The organism is Polynucleobacter sp. 73C-SIWE, assembly GCF_018882465.1.
Taxonomy (GTDB): Bacteria; Pseudomonadota; Gammaproteobacteria; order Burkholderiales; family Burkholderiaceae; genus Polynucleobacter.
Map to the genome: position 1 here is coordinate 126,568 of NZ_JACVOK010000002.1, position 17,005 is coordinate 143,572.

The following is a 17,005-nucleotide window of genomic DNA, read 5'->3' on the forward strand; positions in this document are numbered from 1 at the left end:
GGGGGGAGATAAATTGCTGGAAATGAGCGCTCTATTGAAAGCGCTGAACTACTGTTAAACGCAATACTACACTAAAAAACGGGTCTTACAAGTACGTCAAGCGGAAAAAACCACAGGCTCAACGGGTGAGCCTGTGGCCTGAGACTATTTACAGATGACTATCAATAAAGGCAGACAACTGGGATTTGGCCAAAGCGCCTACTTTTTGAGCAGCCACAGTGCCATTTTTGAAGAGGATCAGCGTTGGAATGCCGCGGATATTGAACTGAGCCGGAACACCTTGGTTCTCGTCCACGTTCATTTTTGCGATTTGCAACTTATCGCCATATTCGCCAGCGAGTTCTTCCAGGATGGGCCCGATCATTTTGCAAGGACCACACCACTCGGCCCAGAAGTCGAGCAGAACAGGTTTATCGGACTTGAGGACGTCTTGTTCGAAAGAGGCGTCAGTTACATATTTAATGCCGGCACTCATGAAAATTCCTTATTTAGACTTATTTAGCGAGTTATTTAATTATGGCGTTACAACGCTTATATTAGCAATAAGCGGAACGTTCTGCTCAAAATACAAAAATTACTGAATTAATGCCTCAACCTTTCCCCGCCATTTCTGATCAAAAGCAGTCATACGCTTGGGCGATTGCGCCTAATGACCAAGCGCTTAGCCAATTAGCAGAAGGGATTTGGGATTGTGCAATGCAAACCAAGCAACGCCCCTTGGTGGTGCTCAGTACTGCTGGCCCACTGATTGGGGTGAGGGCGGCTTTAGAGCAAAACCGACCAAAAGATCTACCAAGCAATATTGCCTTTTTACCGCAAGTGATTAGTTTTACAGATTGGTTGGAGGCAGCGCCAGGTGCATGGCAGTTTCCAAAGAAACAAACCGATTTAGAAAGATGGTTATCGGTCTATATCAATCTGCGTAAACATCCCAAACTCAAAGCTTGGTTTAAAGCGGAGAGTGATTCGGGCGCGTGGGGTTTAGCAAAGTCTGTGATTGATGCCTGCGATATTTTGTCTGAAGCCATCATTCCGCAATTGCATGAAGAGTTAAATCAATTAACTAAGGGCAGTACGCTTGATGCAGAAGCGTGGACTAAGAAATTAGAAGCCCTATTAGAAAAAACAATCGTACTAGCGTATCCAGATCTTTCGCGAAAAGTGGTTGATCAAGAGTCTGAAGTGTTGTTGACTTTCTGGCGCTACCTCAGCGGTGCTGGAGATGCCGTTTTTCGCAAGCAGTTTGCGATGGCAGCCCACTTAGATTTAGCAAAAGCCAATCAAGAGCGGGCTCGCCCATTTATTTGGGTTCAGACTGCAGACCCCAAGCCGATTGACCAAGAGGTCATGGCTAAGTACTTGGCTAGCTATGCGCAATATGCTCCAGTGATTAAGATTACATTAGATTGGCAGCCGGTTGCCTTATGGTCTGAAGCGCTTACCGGAGAGGACCCAGATGGTGATCTGGTTGAGTTAAATACAGAGCAAGAGCAGCAACTCAGTAGCAATATTAAAACAGCACATTACCAGGATTGGCATTTGATTGCTGCAAGACGTTTTGAAGAGCTAGCCTGGGCCGCCACTAAAACGATTGAGTCATATTTAATTGCAGGTAAAACGAATATTGCTTTAGTAGCTCAGGATCGCCTAGCGGCAAGACGGGTGAGAGCATTGTTAGCACGTTTAGGCCCAGCCTTAAATATTCGTGATGAAACCGGTTGGAAGATTGACACCACTAGAGCAGCAGCAGCAATCAATAGTTGGCTAGAGTTGATTCGCGCTCCTAAGGAAGGGCCCACTGCCAGTGCCTTGCTCGAGTTTTTACAAAACCCCTATTTAGATATAGCTACTTGTATAGCAAAACCCCCCGAGGTTTGTATTGGCCTGATTGCGCAACTTGAAGACATCTTAATTGCGAGTCAGGCAAAGTCTGGCTGGGAAACCTTTTATATGGCGATTGAGCGGGCTAATGCCTATGCGGCCACGCATGATGCTGCGCCCAATGAAGCCTTATTAAAGCTGCTCCAGTTTGTGCGGGAGCGTCACTATGTCTGGCAAGAGCTCAATCTCAATTGCTCCAATGCGTATGCGCTCTTGCAAAGTAATCTGCAGGACACTGGTATGGGCAAGGCTTTAGGGCAAGATGCCGCAGGCAAGCAATTATTAGAAGTCATGAACACCTTTGATTTGCGCTCGAGTGATTATCAAAGCATTACTATGCGCTTGCCAGAGTGGATTAGCCTCATTAAATCTGTTCTAGAAGACGCTTCTTATGAGGAGACAGGCAAAGAGGCGCAAGCAAACTTAAGCATCTTGCCATTAAGTTCAACGCGATTACGCCAATTTGATGCGGTGGTAGTAGTGGGTTGTGATGAGCAGCAATTACCTGCATTTTCAGAGCCACCATTATTTTTCTCAGACGCATTAAATCGACTGCTCAAAACATCTACTATTAATGCGCAGTATGTTCAGCAAGCACGTGACTTATCGCAACTCCTAGTGTCTTGTCCAAGTGTTGATTTGCTCTGGCAAAGTAAAAGTAAAAATGGTGAACCACTCAGACCATCAGCCTGGATACAGCGTTTGCAGACGCAATTACCGCATTGGAAGGCAGTGGTCGCAAAGCCCGATTCCTGTAGTGGAAAAGCAAGGCCCCTGCAAAAGGCAGTTGCCAGCATCGATCCGGATTTGCCTTTGCCACTCTCGATGAGTCCTAGTGCCTATAAGGCTTTAAGAGATTGCCCTTATAAATACTACGTGCGAAGCTTATTGGGTTTACGAGAGGCAAAAGAGTTTGAAGATGGGTTTGATGCCTCTTTAGCAGGGCAGTCACTGCATGCTTTGTTACGCAACTTTTATCAAGCACTCAAGACTGAAGAACAAAAAGCAGATTCTCACATCATCAACAATACGCAGGTACGTCGTATGTGGATGGAGCGCGAGTTATCGGCTATTTCTGAAAAAGAATTTAAACGATTGATTGCAGGCGATAGTAGGGTACTTGGCACCTTGCGTGATTGGCAAAAACAAATCCCTAGTTTTGTAGCTTGGCAACTCCAAAGAGAAGCTAGCGGATGGCGTTATCATAATGCTGAACATAAGGTCGGCTTCGATTTACATTTTGCTGATCTTGATGGTGAGCATCGCATCATTCGAATTGAAGGGCGCGCCGATCGCTTTGATGTCAATATCCAAAACGAAGGGCAGTCTGAGGTGATTGATTACAAAAATCAGTCGATGACCAAGATTAAAAAGCGCGCTGAGCATGTATTAGATGACCCCCAGCTACTCATTTACGCTCGTGCTGCAAATGAAGATCCTGCCAGCGCTCATCTCCAAGGCCAGCAAGTCGATCATGCCCAGTGGGTTTCGCTCAAGCTAGACATCAAGAGAGATAAAAAACTCACGCGGTCTTTAGAAGTAGAAGGTGTTCCAGGGTTAATGCCCGTCTTTGATCGGCAAATCACCGAAGATATGCAAAATCTTTGGTCCAGAAAAGAGATGACTGCTTTTGCACCAGATGGTGTCTGCAAATACTGTGAGGCAAGAGGGATCTGCAGAAAGGGGATGTGGTGAAAAAGTTCGATAACGCCATCGCCTGCGATCCTAGTAAGTCAGTCATTGTTTCTGCCTGCGCGGGTAGCGGTAAAACCTGGCTGCTCGTTGCCCGTATGATTCGCCTCTTACTTGCTGGCGCTAAGCCATCAGAAATTCTAGCCTTAACCTTCACTCGTAAAGCTGCGCAAGAGATGCGGGATCGCCTCTACAGTTTGCTTGAGCAATTTTCAACCATGAGCGATGCAGCGCTGTTAGATGAATTAACTAAACGAGGTTTAGGTGATAGCGAGGCGAGAGCCTTACTGCCTCAGGCTAAGGCACTTTATAACAAGGTGCTCGCTAGCCCTCAGTCGATTGTGATTGATACCTTCCACGGTTGGTTTGGCAGGTTATTAAATGCCGCCCCGATCTCTGCAGAAGTGCAGCCTGGCTTTAGTTTGCGTGAGGATGGCAAAAGACTATTAGACGAGTGCTTAGATGATTGGTGGGGAGATCTGCCAGCAGATCTCAGGGCGCACTATGACGTTCTTCTAAAACACTTAGGTGCAAGCAATACTGAAAAGTTCTTGATGGGCAATTATGGCCTCATGAAACAGCGGGGTGCCTGGACTTTTTTTGTAGAGGCCTGCAAGCAAAAAGGGATTACTCCAATTGAGCACTTCAAGCAATTTTTACCAAGACTTCATCTTGATAATCCTTTGCTGCAGATGTGGAATGCACCAACAGCAAGGGCAGACCTTGAGTTTCTGGTGCGCTGCTTTGCGCATAGCAGCACTCAAGAGACTGAATTTTTGCCACGTCTAGTTTCTGCTCTGGAGTGCATGCAACGTGGTGGTGATGTCATGGAAGTTGCAAGCAACCTACAACTAGTATTTTTAAATGGAGATGGTGAATCTCGCTCTAATAATAATAAAGCGCTTGGAGCGGTTAAAACGTATCTTCAAAAAGAAGGCTTAAGTCATCTCGAATCAGATCACATTGCTTATAAGCAAGCTTGGGCACAAGCGTTTATTGAATATTTGGATTGGCAAGCTGAAAAAGATGTTTATGAATTAAACCTTGCTTGGTTTGCAATGAGCGAGCGCATGATGGATCATGCTGCTGCAGCCAAAGAAGCGATGCGGGTGCGTGATTTTGATGATTTAGAAATCGGTGTGAGTCAGCTAATGGCAGATTACGCCAATGCGGCTTACTTGCAAGCGCGTTTAGATGCTAAATATAAACATATTCTGGTTGATGAGTTTCAGGATACCAATCCATTGCAGTGGCAGATTCTGCGCTCCTGGTTTGAGGCTTACGGCCAAACTAAAGATCGGCCTAGCGTCTTTATTGTGGGCGATCCCAAGCAATCGATTTATCGCTTCCGCAGAGCCGACCCGCGTTTATTTGCTAGCGCAAAAGCATTCTTGGAATCGGAGATGGGTGCGGTAGCGCTAGATCAAGATACAACGCGTCGTAATGCTCCCAAAATTAATGCGGCTGTGAATGACACTTTTGCACGCTCGCAATTGCCACCTAGCTATGACTTTCATGAGCAAGATACCTTGTGGGAACCTATAGTAGAGGGCTTGCCGAATGAGATTTATTCAAAAGAGGGTGAGGCCGCACTATTACCGCTCATCCCATACGTCAAAGAAGGGCTAGCTCCTCGAGAGGGCAATGCATTTGATGCGCCCATTACTGATGTGAACCAAACCGTTGCAGCTACGCAGCGCTATGTTGAGGGCCAAGAGATTAGTAAGCTGATTCATGAGGTGATGGCCACACGTCAAGTGATGGATGAAGAAGATGGCCGCAAGTTTTGGCGCCCCGCTAGAGAAAGTGATTTCCTATTGCTCGTCAAACGCCGTAAATATTTACCGCAGTTTGAAAGAGCCTTGCGTGAAGCCGATTTGGCTTATGACAGCTCCAGACTTGGCGGCCTGCTCAATACACTTGAGATTGATGATTTAGTAGCCTTACTCACGGTATTGCTATCACCGCGCCATGATTTACCTCTAGCGCAAGTATTAAGAAGCCCGATCTTTGGCTTTACTGATCAGCAAATGCAGCATCTAAGTATTGCCAAAGCCAATCAGCAATACCGCTCTTGGTGGGATGCTTTACAAGATAGCCAAGATGCATCAGCCCAAAGAGCAGCTCGCTTTTTAGAGCATTGGCGTGTATTAGCAGAACATTTACCAGTTCATGACTTATTGGATCAAATTTATCAAGAGAGCAATTTGCGTTTTGAGTACGCAGTCAGTGCTCAGCCTTTAGCTCGTGCGCAGGTAGTTGCCAACCTAGATGCCTTTTTGGAGCTTTCTCTCAATCAGGATGGAGGTCGTTATCCAAGTCTAGGTCGCTTTATTGACGAGATCAACGCAATACGTCGCAGTGATGACGATGAAACACCAGATGAAGGTGATGTTGAGCTCGAATCTGATACCGAGCTAGCAGAAGTAGATGAAGATAGCGAGATGTCAGAGGAAGATCAGCATAAGCGCGTACGCCTCATGACAATCCATGGTGCCAAAGGTCTGGAATCTCCCTTTGTGATTATTTTGGATGCAAATCATACGGTTGGTGCATCGGATCATTCTGGCGTTTTATTAGAGTGGTCACCGAACGATAGAAGTCCATCGCATCTCTCGATGTATACCAAGGCAGGCTTAACCTCGCCTCGTATTCAAATTCGGGAGGATGAAGAGCTGATTAGCCAGAATGAAAACTGGAACTTGCTGTATGTAGCAATGACACGTGCCAAACAAGGCCTTTGGATTAGTGGTGTGGCAAAAGAGCCTACGACAAATAATCCAATGGGCTTAGATCAGAAATCTTGGTACGCCAGAGCTCAATTTGGCAAGTTACCTACCATAGAGCCTATTAAGACAAGCGCTACTTATTCTGACGGCACAACCAAGCAGTCAAGCACGACAAAAGAGAGCCCTCCAGTTGCAGAAACTTTCAGTATTGAAGATTTCCAGATTTCCTGGGAAGAGGCAAAACGAAGTCATCAAGAACAGTTACGCGATATTGAGAGTGGAGCAGCAGTTCAAGCAGCAGTTCAACCTACTCCAACAGCAGTAGAAAATGAACCCGACCCAGAAATATTGGAAGAGGGTACAAATTTTCATAAGCTGCTGGAGTTCTTGACACCAGACTCAAGTAATACCGCAAAGCCAGGGATGCCAAGTGAGCAAGAGATTATGAATTGGCTATCCGTAGATCAAGAGCAGGCGCAAAGACTGGTGACGCGTACACAGACAGTGCTAGAAGCATCAGCGCTCAAGCCTTACCTCACATCAGGACAGTGGATTGCAGCTTGGAATGAGCTTGATATCGCTAGCCAAGAAGGTAAGAGCTACCGCATGGATCGCTTAGTGGAGTTAGATGACCATCTAGCGATCATTGATTACAAGCTCACTATTCCTAAAGAGGGTAGTGAGATGTATGAAAAATACCGCAAGCAGTTACAGGGCTATCAAACTGAGCTCACCCGCATCCGGAAAGACAAACCCAATAAGGCTTACTTGATTTCGTCTAAAGGTGAGATCGTAGAAGTGAAGTAGGGTGCATGTCACTGCCAATAAAAAACCACCGAATGCGGTGGTTTTTTATTTGAAGGAAAAATTAAACAGAAATAAACAGAAAGAAAAATCAGTAATCCTTACTTAATCATCCCTGCATTTTTGGCATCTTCCATGGCTTGAGCAGATTTCTCTTTGATAAATGCTGGCATTTTTGCCAAGGGAATATCCACAATCACAAATCCAGAGTCCTCTAACTTCTTCTTAGTTTCAGGGTCTGCATTGAGTTGTGCGAAGTAGTCAGAGAGTTTTTGTTGTAGCACTAGTGGGGTAGCTTTAGGTACAGCAACGCCACGATAGGCACCGTCTACCCAGTTCAGGCCCAACTCTTTAAAGGTAGGTACGTCCGGTAGAGCAGGGTTACGCTTCTCAGTCGCAATTGCCAGTGTGCGCACCTTACCTTTTTGCTGAATGGCTAATGGCAGATAGCCCATAGCGCCATCGACGTGCATACCAATCAAGGCGGTAATCAAATCACCCGTGCCTTTAAAGGGAACGTAATTGATTTTGACACCAGCCAATTTATTGAGACGCTCAACGGCCATGTGATTGGCTGAGAACTGGGCCGAACCTGCTAAAGACATCTTGCCTGGATCTTTCTTGGCTGCAGCAATAAATTCTTGATAGGTCTTGTAAGGACTATCAGCAGAGACCATCAAGGCATCGGGAGTGAAGTGGTAGTAGTAGATCGCATTAATGTCTTCAGTCTTGTACTGAATACCTTCTTGCAGTGGCTGCAAGATTGTGTGTGGAATATTGACGCCTACTACTGTAGTGCCATCAGCCGGATAAGTATTGAGGGCGCTCCATACTAATGCGCCACCAGCACCAGCACGATTCATGACCACCATGGGCTGCTTGAATTTCTTGGCAGAAATATCGGCTTGATAGCGTGCTACTAAATCAGATTCACCAGCCGGTGGAAAGGGGATGATGTACTGAATCGTTTTATCTGGAAAAGGCTGAGCGCTCGCTCCTGATAGCAATCCAGCAGAAATGAAACAGGCGCTTAGTAAAACAATCAAAAATTTAAATCGCTTCATTTGGAGATCTCCTCAATTACTGCGTTAGTGACATCACTCATCATGGCTGCGCCGCCTAAATCACGAGTATGTAATTTAGGATTGGCGGTGACTTTTTCAATGGCGGCCATGAGCTTGGCTCCGAGAGCTTTTTCGCCCAAGAAGTCGAGCATCATGACTGCTGACCAGAAGGTGCCAATAGGATTAGCAAGACCCTTACCCATGATGTCAAAAGCAGAACCATGAATAGGTTCAAACATCGATGGATAGCGACGCTCTGGATCTAGGTTGGCAGTTGGTGCAATGCCTAAGCTGCCTGCGAGCGCTGCAGCTAAATCACTCAGTACGTCCGCATGTAAGTTGGTGGCCACAATGGTGTCTAAAGATTCGGGGCGATTGACCATGCGCGCTGTTGCCGCATCAACCAATTCTTTATCCCAAGTAACATCCGGAAAATCTTTAGCAACAATATTGGCGATTTCATCCCACATCACCATTCCATGACGCTGGGCATTGGACTTGGTGATGACAGTGAGATGCTTACGAGGACGGGACTGCGCTAACTTAAAGGCAAAGCGCTGTACACGCTCAACCCCAACGCGAGTCATTATGCTCATGTCAGAAGCTACTTCAATGGGGTGGCCTTGATGTGCTCTACCACCTACACCAGAGTATTCACCTTCGGAGTTCTCACGCACGATGACCCAATCGAGCTGACCAGGCTTGCAATTGCGCAGAGGAGTTTCAATGCCAGGAAGAATGCGAGTAGGGCGCACGTTTGCATATTGATCAAAGCCTTGGCAAATCTTTAAACGCAAACCCCATAAAGTAATGTGATCCGGAATTTTAGGGTCGCCAGCCGAACCAAACAAAATGGCATCTTTAGAGCGTAAAGGATCAAGACCATCGTTGGGCATCATGATGCCGTGCTTGCGGTAGTAATCGCCACCCCAATCAAAGTGCTCAAACTGAAAAGCCACTTCAGGATGTTTTTTGCTTAAGGCAGTTAACACCTTTTCGCATTCAGGAATCACTTCCTTGCCAATTCCATCGCCTGGAATCGACGCTATCTTGTACGTCTTCATTTGTCTCCTACTGTTTTTATCTGAGTTACTTTAGTTAATGCAGTAATAACTTCTAGAGCCATTATGCAATCCATTACTGCCAAATAGAGATGGGGTGGACTTGGGGTTTACGGCTAGTAGCCGCCCCTAGAAAGTACCCCAAAGGCATCAAAACAACAAAAACAGCCTCATTTTTACGGTTTTTACATATACTGTATAAACATACAGTATATTAATGACTATGACGCAGCAAATGAACCCCACTAAAGCAAGCCTCAGCCAAGCTCCACAAGCCTTGGCAGGCCATTTTGCCGCCTATGAGCTCAAGCTCCTGAGCCACCGGATTTCAGCTGGATTTCCTAGCCCAGCGGCAGATTACGCCGAGGATGGCCTAGATCTAAACCATTACCTGGTTCAGAACAAGCCAGCCACCTTCATGTTTACCGTGAAGGGGGATTCCATGCTGGGCGCTGGGATTTGTGATGGCGACAAGGTGGTGGTTGATAAGGCCCTCAAGCCAAAACACAAAGACATCGTAGTGGCGGTAGTCGATGGTGAATACACCATTAAGCGTCTTTATCAATTGCGCGGGCGCGTTGAACTTCAAGCAGAAAACCCAAACTACCAAGCGATTACTTTTAATGAAGGTAGTGAGTTGCAAATCTGGGGCGTGGTTGTTGGGGTAGTGCGCAAGTACAGCAATGCCAGTACACGATATAACAAGGGGGGCAAGTGATGAGCGCGCCTTCACCATCCAATACATTGTTCGCCTTAGTGGATGTCAATAACTTCTACGTTTCTTGTGAGCGCGTATTCCAACCGAAGTTAGAAGAAGTGCCAATGGTGGTGCTCTCAAATAATGATGGTTGTGCAGTAGCGCGTAGTGCCGAAGTCAAAGCACTAGGCGTGAAAATGGGAACGCCTTGGTTTCAGATGCAAGAGCTTGCTAAGAAGCACGGCATCAAGGCTTGCTCATCGAACTACACCTTATATGGTGATATGAGTAGCCGTGTAGTCCAGGTGCTCAGAAGCTTTACGCCCAACCTCGAGGTTTACAGCATCGATGAGAGTTTTTTGCAAATTGAAACCGTCTTAAAGCAATACCAAGACACGATTGAGTTAGGGCAAAAGATCAAGCAGCAAGTGAAAGACACCACTGGCTTACCAGTTTGCGTTGGTATTGGTGCGAGTAAGACTTTAGCCAAGTTAGCCAATCACTTAGCCAAAAAACATCAGCATTTCGGTGGCGTATGTGATGTGAATGCTATGGCAAAACCAGAGCTGTATCAGTGGATGAGTGAGACTGAAGTGGGCGAGGTATGGGGTGTTGGCAGGCAAATCGCCAAAAAACTCAAAGCCCAAAATATTCAGAGTGTGTTCGATCTGTTACAAGCTTCACCACAAGCAATGCGCCAACAGTTTGGCGTCGTGATGGAGCGCCTTTGCTATGAGCTGCGTGGTACCTCTTGCCTACAGTTGGAGGAAGTAGCACCTGCTAAACAGCAAATTATTGCCTCACGCAGTTTTGGAAAGCTAGTGACCAGTCAAGTAGAGCTGGCCCAATCCGTTGCCACCCATGCAGCGCGCGCAGCTGAAAAACTCAGAACCCAAAACAGCATTACGGGCGCGCTCACAGTATTTATTCAGACAAACCCGTTTAAGCAACACGAGCCGCAGCACCATCAAAGCATCACGATTCCATTGGTCGACCCAAGCGATGACACGCTGACCTTAACCAATGCAGCGCTAGCAGGCCTAAAGCAAATTTATCAACCTCACTTTCGATACAAGAAAGCAGGTGTCATTCTGAATCTGATTGGTGATAAGCCAACAGTACAGCAATCACTCTTTGAGGATGTGGAAAGCAAGGGCAAGTCAGCACATCTCATGAAAGCGATGGATGAGATCAACACTCGCTTTGGCAATGCAGTGATTCGATCTGCGGCTGCAGGAACTAACGGTACCAAGCAAGGATGGCAAATGAGATCAAGTAATAAATCACCGAACTACACCACCAAGTGGGATGAGTTACCGGTCGTGAGATAGGGCGCCAGAGATGAAAGCCAAAGAAAAAAACAACAGCAAAACCAAGGATTTTTTACAAGCTCATTTCGTGAGCTTTAAGTCAATTATTCTGAATTCGTAGTGGTAACTAAAAGCAGTAACTCAATGACATCAGAGGAGAAGCAAATGAACACAATTAGTAACTTGATGAATAACTTTAATGGCATCTCTTTGGCAGTGATCATGATCCTGTCGTATTGCGCAGTATTGAAAAATACCAAGCGTCATGAAAGTGCCACAAAACAGGCATTTAATCGCAGATCCCAGTAAGAGATATAAGCGGTCAAATTCAAAATCAGTTGTTGTAGCCGGTTTTTGCGGGGAATAGGGGGATCACGGACCTCTTATTCCCCTAATTCATTTAAGGGTTTGAGTAAAATCACCAGGCCACAAATTTCGTTAATATTAAAGAATGATTGAAGACAAACAAACTTTTCTAGATAAAAAATTGCGTCCATTGCCACGTTGGATATTTATGTCCCGTTGGTTGCAAGCACCTCTCTATATTGGCCTCATCGTTGCCCAGGGTGTATACGTCTGGCAATTCTGGATTGAGCTAGTACATCTCATTCAGATGATGGCTAATAAGAGCATGACCGAGACAGCATTAATGCTCGTTGTTCTCGGTTTAATAGACGTAGTAATGATCTCGAATTTGTTGGTGATGGTGATTGTTGGTGGTTGGGAAACTTTTGTTTCGCGTTTGGAGTTACAAAACCACCCCGATCAGCCTGAGTGGTTATCTCATGTGAATGCTGGCGTTCTCAAGGTGAAGTTGGCAACAGCGATCATTGGCATTTCATCGATTCATCTATTGAAGACCTTTATTAATGCCGCATCCTATGATGAAAAGACCTTAATGTGGCAGACGCTGATACACGTTACCTTTGTGTTGTCTGCCCTAGCGATTGCTTATACTGAAAAAATAGTGACTGCAGCCCACAAGCCACATTCAGAATAAGAATCAGTAGATTCTCTTGACGGCTAAAATAGTGATTTCCATGAAGGTCAAGCTGAATGACATCAAACCCCTGTTTTGAATGCGGGCAGTGTTGCCAGCATTTTCGGGTGAGTTTTTACCATGGAGAAATTGCTGGTAATGGCACTGGAGTCGTTCCTGGAGAACTCACAACGAAGCTCACAGATCACTTAGCTTGCATGAAGGGTACAGAGAAAGGTGGAGCACCTTGCATTGCACTGAGGCACACTAAAGAAGACGGCTATCGCTGCTCTATTTACGAGGAGCGACCAAGTCCTTGCCGAGAATTTAATATCCTTAATGAGGATGGAACAATCAATGCAAAGTGCCAAGAACTACAGCATATTGCTAAGCAGAAAAAGCTAAATCAAAACAAGCAAGTCAGTTAAAACTATTTAGCCTGAGCAGCCTGAGCAATCTCAGCGTAAAACAAAGATCTCAACCGACAAGGTTGATGGTGGGGAAGGTCTGGACTCGGGAATGATTTTATGATACTGTATATACATACAGTATATATTGCTTAAATGGGCAATTTTTCCCCATAAATTTATTAAGCTCATTCTATGAGCCTTTAAGACTCAATACTGCATTCAACCTTACAACTATTGGATGAATGCATGTCAACTATTCGTCAGCACTTAGTATTTCTCACTGGTCATCGCATTACTGCGGACGCCTCAACTGAAGAGATCGGCAGTTTAAGCAAGATTGGCGTAGCTATTGCCTTTGCGACCTTCTTAGCCGCTTTGCAGTTTGGCATTGCAGGCTGGTTTCTGGCAATGGACTTACACATTATTTGGCAAGTGGTGATGGCGCTTGTATTCGCTAGCATTGGCGCTGCCATCGTCTTGGTGCTGGATCGAAACTTTATATACCTTGCAGATACGCGATACGACGCAGATAAAAAGCTTACATACGTCTATCTTGGAATTCGAATTTTCTTAATCACCGTCATTGGCTCGCTTAGTAGTCAATTTACGATGCCATTATTTTTGAAGTCCGAACTTGCGATCCATTCTCAGGATATGAAAGATGGGCGCTTTTCAGAAGCAAAAGAGCGCTATCAGGAGAAGTATGAGTTGGCGGATAAGACTGCGGGATTAAGTAATCTTGAGAGTAAGACTGCTAGGTTAAGAAAAGAGATTTCCTCATTAACTCCAGAGTTGGTAAGGCAACGCGGTCTAGTTGGACAATGCTTTGCTGATTACAACAAAAAAACGAAAACAACTTATGCGCCAGATTTGGATGAGCATGACATCATTAGTTTGTATGCTAAGGACAAGCGCGAATGTGAGCGGATCGATGGCATCTATCGCGAAAACCATCGAAATTATGTAGGCCCTAAAGAGGCTGAGCTTGCGCAAATGGGGGTAGCCATTACTCAGGCCCAAAGCGATATCGATACGGCAAAAAAAGATATTGCAAAGGATCTAGATAAGGCAACAAAGATCAATGAAGCCTATATCAATATAGCCTCAGCGGACGTACTTTCTTCCCTGATCAGCAACAATCCTGGTGCGCTGCTGAAGTACGCCCTGATCACACTCTTGCAATTGTGTTTAGAGCTTATGCCAATTCTTCTCAAGCTACAGGCAGGGCAATCTCCTCTTGGTCATCGGATAGCCTTATTTGCTTATGAAAATAAAACGAGATCAATAGGGCAGGTTAATCAAAGCACTGCACGACGTCTGGATGCTGAAGCGAAGATTACTCTCGCAAAGCATGAGCACTCTCTGATGGAAAAGGAGCAGTTTGCTAAACGGCAAGAGTACGACTCCAATCTTGTTAAGCAAAAGATCACTCAAGAGACTGAAAATGAACGATTGCGCCAAGAGTTGGAGGCGCTCAAGCGTCAGAGCAGTGCTTATTTAAAGGCTCAGCACCAATTTACACAAACATTCTCACAGGCTGGCAATCAGTTTATGAATCGTGTAGTGACGCCAACAATGTCAACTATGAGTAAACCATTCACGGCGAAAAGTGCTGATGATAGTAAAAAGACAGAGCAGGGTCATGCAGCCAAAGAAGGGGCGAAGGTATTTAATTTTGGTGGCATTAACGGCTTATCAGCAGAGTCATCCCTATGAGATTGCTAATAGCTGGATGCTTAGCAATGCTACTGGTAGCCTGCTCAAGCACGCCTCGCTATAACAACTATAGCTACAGTAGTCCATATGTTGCCCCAACAAAACCTAGCTATACAGCGCAAACATATAAAGCGCCTGTAAAGAGTACTTATGCGAATAACTCAAGCACTAATTATTACAACCAACAAAAATCTACACAGAAAATGGCTAACACAGTGGGCGCCACCGCCCCAGTTAGCTCACCTACGTTTGAGCGCCTAAGTTACGAAGATTTAGTTCGATTTGAGCCTAATTGCGAACAAAGAACCGAGCAGATTGCATTGCTTGATGACCAGTTAAGACGTAGTCGCTTTTATACGGTTGATGGGGTGGAGGGGAATGCTTATCCCGGAAAAATTAGCAAGAGTTATTACTCATTAGCCAAGTATCGAATTTGGTCCATTCGATTTGCTTGTCAAGGATCTGAAGTAAGTCCAGAGCTTATAAAGGCTGACCTGCAGGCTCGCCCCAATCTGCCCCCGACATCTACACCACGTTGCTACTTTGAAGAAACGGTAGAAGCAAAGACAGGCATTGTGCAGACCAACTTCATAGCTAGCGATCACAAGTCAACTCGTAAAGAAATTTGTACCAACTTTCCTTATGTAGATGACAAGCCTTTTATACGCATCGGTGATCAGATGAGTTTTAGCCCGAGGCAGCTTGTAAGCGGAGTGTCCAATTCAGCATTGCGTAAATGGAAAGGCAATGTGTATCAGCTTGTCTCAAAAACAGAGATGCATTTAAACCAAGCAGTACGTTTTACCTTAGTGACCGTGAGGTCAGGTGTCAATCAATGGACAGTAGTCGATAAATTTTGAAATCTATTTAAAAGAGGAATCATGATCATGAAAAAGCAAATCAATCTGCGAGGAATTGCAGTAAGCGGTGCATTAGGAATTTTTCTAACTGCATGTGGAACTAACCCAGTACAGCAAGCTCAAAATCAACAGCAAGATGAATACCGTCAGCAATCAAGAGTTGCCAAACAAGCGATTAGTGAAGCGCCTGGTTGGATGTACAAGCTACCAAAAGAGTCAGGCGTGATTTATGAGAATGGTACGGCCATCAGCAGCGATTTTTCGATGGCTGACCTCAAAGCTAAAACCATGGCCTATGTGAAGATTTGTACCGGCGCCGGCGGTAAGGTTCGCAGCCAAATGAAGATGTACCGCGCCGATAACGATGCTGCCTCAGTTGAAAACTCAGAGTTAACAGTTCGCAGTCTTTGCCCTGATGTTGATATCTCTGGGGTAGAAACAGTGGAGATGAAGCATGTGGCTGAAGGCAATCGCATTCGTACTTATGTTTTAGTGGCGTTACCACTAGGATCAAAAAACGTAGCCAAATCAGCTAAAGATATTCAGAACCGATCAGGAGAAGCCTTTAAAGAATTGGATGGCATTACTAAAGATCATAATGCCGCGCCTGTGACGTCTGCCCCTGTGACATCAACCCCACCAGTGGTTCAGCCAGTAGCTCCGGCTAAGGTCGAGCAGTTAAGTCAGGCACCAACACCAGCAACTGCAAGCCCCAATACACCGAGCAAGCTTGAGGATCCGGCTACGGTTGATCGTGCAGTAACTCCTTTATCTCCTGCATCGACCAAGCCTTATATTGCACCAGCAACAAAGTTGGATGGCTCGGTCTTAGAGTCAGTGAAGGCTGTTGGAAATGACTCCGTGGTAGTCCAAGGTGCAAATGGTACCGATAAACAGGTAGGGCTTATCGGTGCAAAGAACCCTGAGTATCTTGCACGTAGAGCCGAGGCTTTGCAAAAGCCTGGCGCAGTCATTGGGCAGGTGAGTGTTGAGTAAGTTAGTTCATCCCTATAATGGATGACATCATGATTAATAACTTTGTTCATGCTTTAGCTTTTTCAGCAACCAAGCATCGAGACCAACGTCGCAAGGACGTGGAGGCATCGCCTTATATCAATCACCCAATCGCTTTAGTGGATGTCTTAGTAAATGAGGGCGGTGTTTTAAATTGGGATGTCCTATGCGCTGCCTTATTACATGACACGATTGAAGATACTGAGACTACAGCTGAAGAGTTAACGAAAGCATTCGGAAAGAACGTAACCTCAATCGTTTTGGAGGTAACGGACGATAAGGCGCTACCGAAAGCAGAGCGCAAGCTGCAGCAAATTGCACATGCCCCTCATTCCTCTCATGAGGCAAAGTTAGTTAAGTTGGCCGACAAAATCTGTAATTTGCGAGATATCTTGGCCTCTCCCCCCAGTGGTTGGGATATCAAAAGAAAACAAGAGTATTTCGAATGGGCAGTTGCAGTCTTGGCAGGCATTAGAGGATCAAACTCTAAGCTAGAGAAAGTTTTTGATGCTTTAGTTAAAAAAGGTAGGGCCGAGTATCAAACTGAGATGGGTAAGTAACTCTCATGCCATCCTTAAGCGTTACTTGCAAGATACGATTGCTATAGTAAAAATTGTGCATGCCGAGGGTGATAATTTATCTTGACACATTGACTCAAAAGTCTGCATAATTCAATCTACATCAAGAGATGGCTTTGTCGCCACAGCAACCTGCTAACGCAGTAAGGTGCTAAAAAGATGAGACCCCTTGTGGGTAATCAAAAGCGACAAACCCACCCCTTGGTGGGT

The 17,005-nt window shown here is 45.5% G+C and carries 14 protein-coding genes and 1 riboswitch; of the genes, 11 read left to right on the forward strand and 3 right to left on the reverse strand.

Translation table 11 applies throughout. From position 1 onward, the window contains the following. Positions 1-148: 148 nt before the first annotated feature. Positions 149-475, reverse strand: coding sequence for a thioredoxin TrxA (gene trxA / locus ICN17_RS06875; protein WP_087909738.1), 327 nt, complete (start codon positions 473-475; stop codon positions 149-151). A 110-nt stretch (positions 476-585) separates the two neighbouring features. Between trxA and ICN17_RS06880 the strand changes: the two genes are divergently transcribed. Both ICN17_RS06880 and ICN17_RS06885 read left to right on the forward strand, forming a co-directional pair. Then, on the forward strand, positions 586-3,576 hold the full coding sequence (locus ICN17_RS06880) for a PD-(D/E)XK nuclease family protein (protein WP_216236792.1): 2,991 nt from the start codon (positions 586-588) through the stop codon (positions 3,574-3,576). Then, on the forward strand, positions 3,573-7,109 hold the full coding sequence (locus tag ICN17_RS06885; protein ID WP_370625964.1) for a UvrD-helicase domain-containing protein: 3,537 nt from the start codon (positions 3,573-3,575) through the stop codon (positions 7,107-7,109). The genes ICN17_RS06880 and ICN17_RS06885 overlap by 4 nt, the downstream gene beginning before the upstream one ends. A 98-nt stretch (positions 7,110-7,207) precedes the next feature. On the opposite strand, the gene ICN17_RS06890 is transcribed toward ICN17_RS06885, so the two are convergent. Together ICN17_RS06890 and ICN17_RS06895 are read right to left on the reverse strand one after the other, a co-directional pair. Continuing rightward, a complete protein-coding gene (locus tag ICN17_RS06890; RefSeq protein WP_216236793.1) occupies positions 7,208-8,170 on the reverse strand; it encodes a tripartite tricarboxylate transporter substrate binding protein in 963 nt (320 codons plus the stop codon). Further along, complete coding sequence (locus tag ICN17_RS06895; RefSeq protein ID WP_216236794.1) at positions 8,167-9,234, reverse strand: tartrate dehydrogenase; 1,068 nt, start codon at positions 9,232-9,234, stop codon at positions 8,167-8,169. Before ICN17_RS06895 ends, ICN17_RS06890 begins: the two co-directional genes overlap by 4 nt. 214 nt (positions 9,235-9,448) lie before the next feature. Between ICN17_RS06895 and ICN17_RS06900 the strand changes: the two genes are divergently transcribed. From ICN17_RS06900 to ICN17_RS06940, 9 genes are all read left to right on the forward strand, one after another. Beyond that, a complete protein-coding gene (locus ICN17_RS06900; RefSeq protein ID WP_216236795.1) occupies positions 9,449-9,949 on the forward strand; it encodes a LexA family transcriptional regulator in 501 nt (166 codons plus the stop codon). Continuing rightward, a complete protein-coding gene (locus ICN17_RS06905) occupies positions 9,949-11,259 on the forward strand; it encodes a Y-family DNA polymerase (RefSeq protein WP_216236796.1) in 1,311 nt (436 codons plus the stop codon). Before ICN17_RS06900 ends, ICN17_RS06905 begins: the two co-directional genes overlap by 1 nt. Before the next feature lie 144 nt (positions 11,260-11,403). After that, entirely contained in the window at positions 11,404-11,547 is a 144-nt protein-coding gene (locus tag ICN17_RS06910; RefSeq protein WP_201721488.1) for a hypothetical protein, read from the forward strand. Between the two features lie 142 nt (positions 11,548-11,689). Further along, entirely contained in the window at positions 11,690-12,238 is a 549-nt protein-coding gene (locus ICN17_RS06915) for a TIGR00645 family protein (RefSeq protein ID WP_216236797.1), read from the forward strand. A gap of 56 nt (positions 12,239-12,294) precedes the next feature. Then, positions 12,295-12,645, forward strand: a complete 351-nt coding sequence (locus ICN17_RS06920) for a YkgJ family cysteine cluster protein (protein ID WP_216236798.1) — start codon at positions 12,295-12,297, stop codon at positions 12,643-12,645. Positions 12,646-12,873: 228 nt separating this feature from the next. Further along, on the forward strand, positions 12,874-14,343 hold the full coding sequence (locus ICN17_RS06925; protein ID WP_216236799.1) for a DUF4407 domain-containing protein: 1,470 nt from the start codon (positions 12,874-12,876) through the stop codon (positions 14,341-14,343). Further along, complete coding sequence (locus tag ICN17_RS06930) at positions 14,340-15,203, forward strand: hypothetical protein (protein ID WP_216236800.1); 864 nt, start codon at positions 14,340-14,342, stop codon at positions 15,201-15,203. The genes ICN17_RS06925 and ICN17_RS06930 overlap by 4 nt, the downstream gene beginning before the upstream one ends. A gap of 27 nt (positions 15,204-15,230) precedes the next feature. After that, positions 15,231-16,199 carry a hypothetical protein gene (locus ICN17_RS06935; protein ID WP_216236801.1) on the forward strand — a complete coding sequence of 323 codons (969 nt, stop codon included), beginning with the start codon at positions 15,231-15,233 and terminating at the stop codon, positions 16,197-16,199. A gap of 32 nt (positions 16,200-16,231) precedes the next feature. Next, the gene (locus ICN17_RS06940) at positions 16,232-16,777 is read left to right on the forward strand and encodes an HD domain-containing protein (RefSeq protein ID WP_216237581.1); all 546 of its coding nucleotides are present in this window, start codon (positions 16,232-16,234) and stop codon (positions 16,775-16,777) included. A gap of 113 nt (positions 16,778-16,890) precedes the next feature. Continuing rightward, positions 16,891-16,988: riboswitch (SAM-I-IV-variant riboswitch) on the forward strand. Positions 16,989-17,005 lie beyond the last annotated feature (17 nt).

Coding starts and splice junctions, on each gene's coding strand:
- trxA (WP_087909738.1), bottom strand. CDS start 475: ATGAGTGCCGGCATTAAATATGTAACTGACGCCTCTTTCGAACAAGAC.
- ICN17_RS06880 (WP_216236792.1), top strand. CDS start 586: ATGCCTCAACCTTTCCCCGCCATTTCTGATCAAAAGCAGTCATACGCT.
- ICN17_RS06890 (WP_216236793.1), bottom strand. CDS start 8,170: ATGAAGCGATTTAAATTTTTGATTGTTTTACTAAGCGCCTGTTTCATT.
- ICN17_RS06895 (WP_216236794.1), bottom strand. CDS start 9,234: ATGAAGACGTACAAGATAGCGTCGATTCCAGGCGATGGAATTGGCAAG.
- ICN17_RS06900 (WP_216236795.1), top strand. CDS start 9,449: ATGACTATGACGCAGCAAATGAACCCCACTAAAGCAAGCCTCAGCCAA.
- ICN17_RS06905 (WP_216236796.1), top strand. CDS start 9,949: ATGAGCGCGCCTTCACCATCCAATACATTGTTCGCCTTAGTGGATGTC.
- ICN17_RS06910 (WP_201721488.1), top strand. CDS start 11,404: ATGAACACAATTAGTAACTTGATGAATAACTTTAATGGCATCTCTTTG.
- ICN17_RS06915 (WP_216236797.1), top strand. CDS start 11,690: ATGATTGAAGACAAACAAACTTTTCTAGATAAAAAATTGCGTCCATTG.
- ICN17_RS06920 (WP_216236798.1), top strand. CDS start 12,295: ATGACATCAAACCCCTGTTTTGAATGCGGGCAGTGTTGCCAGCATTTT.
- ICN17_RS06925 (WP_216236799.1), top strand. CDS start 12,874: ATGTCAACTATTCGTCAGCACTTAGTATTTCTCACTGGTCATCGCATT.
- ICN17_RS06930 (WP_216236800.1), top strand. CDS start 14,340: ATGAGATTGCTAATAGCTGGATGCTTAGCAATGCTACTGGTAGCCTGC.
- ICN17_RS06935 (WP_216236801.1), top strand. CDS start 15,231: ATGAAAAAGCAAATCAATCTGCGAGGAATTGCAGTAAGCGGTGCATTA.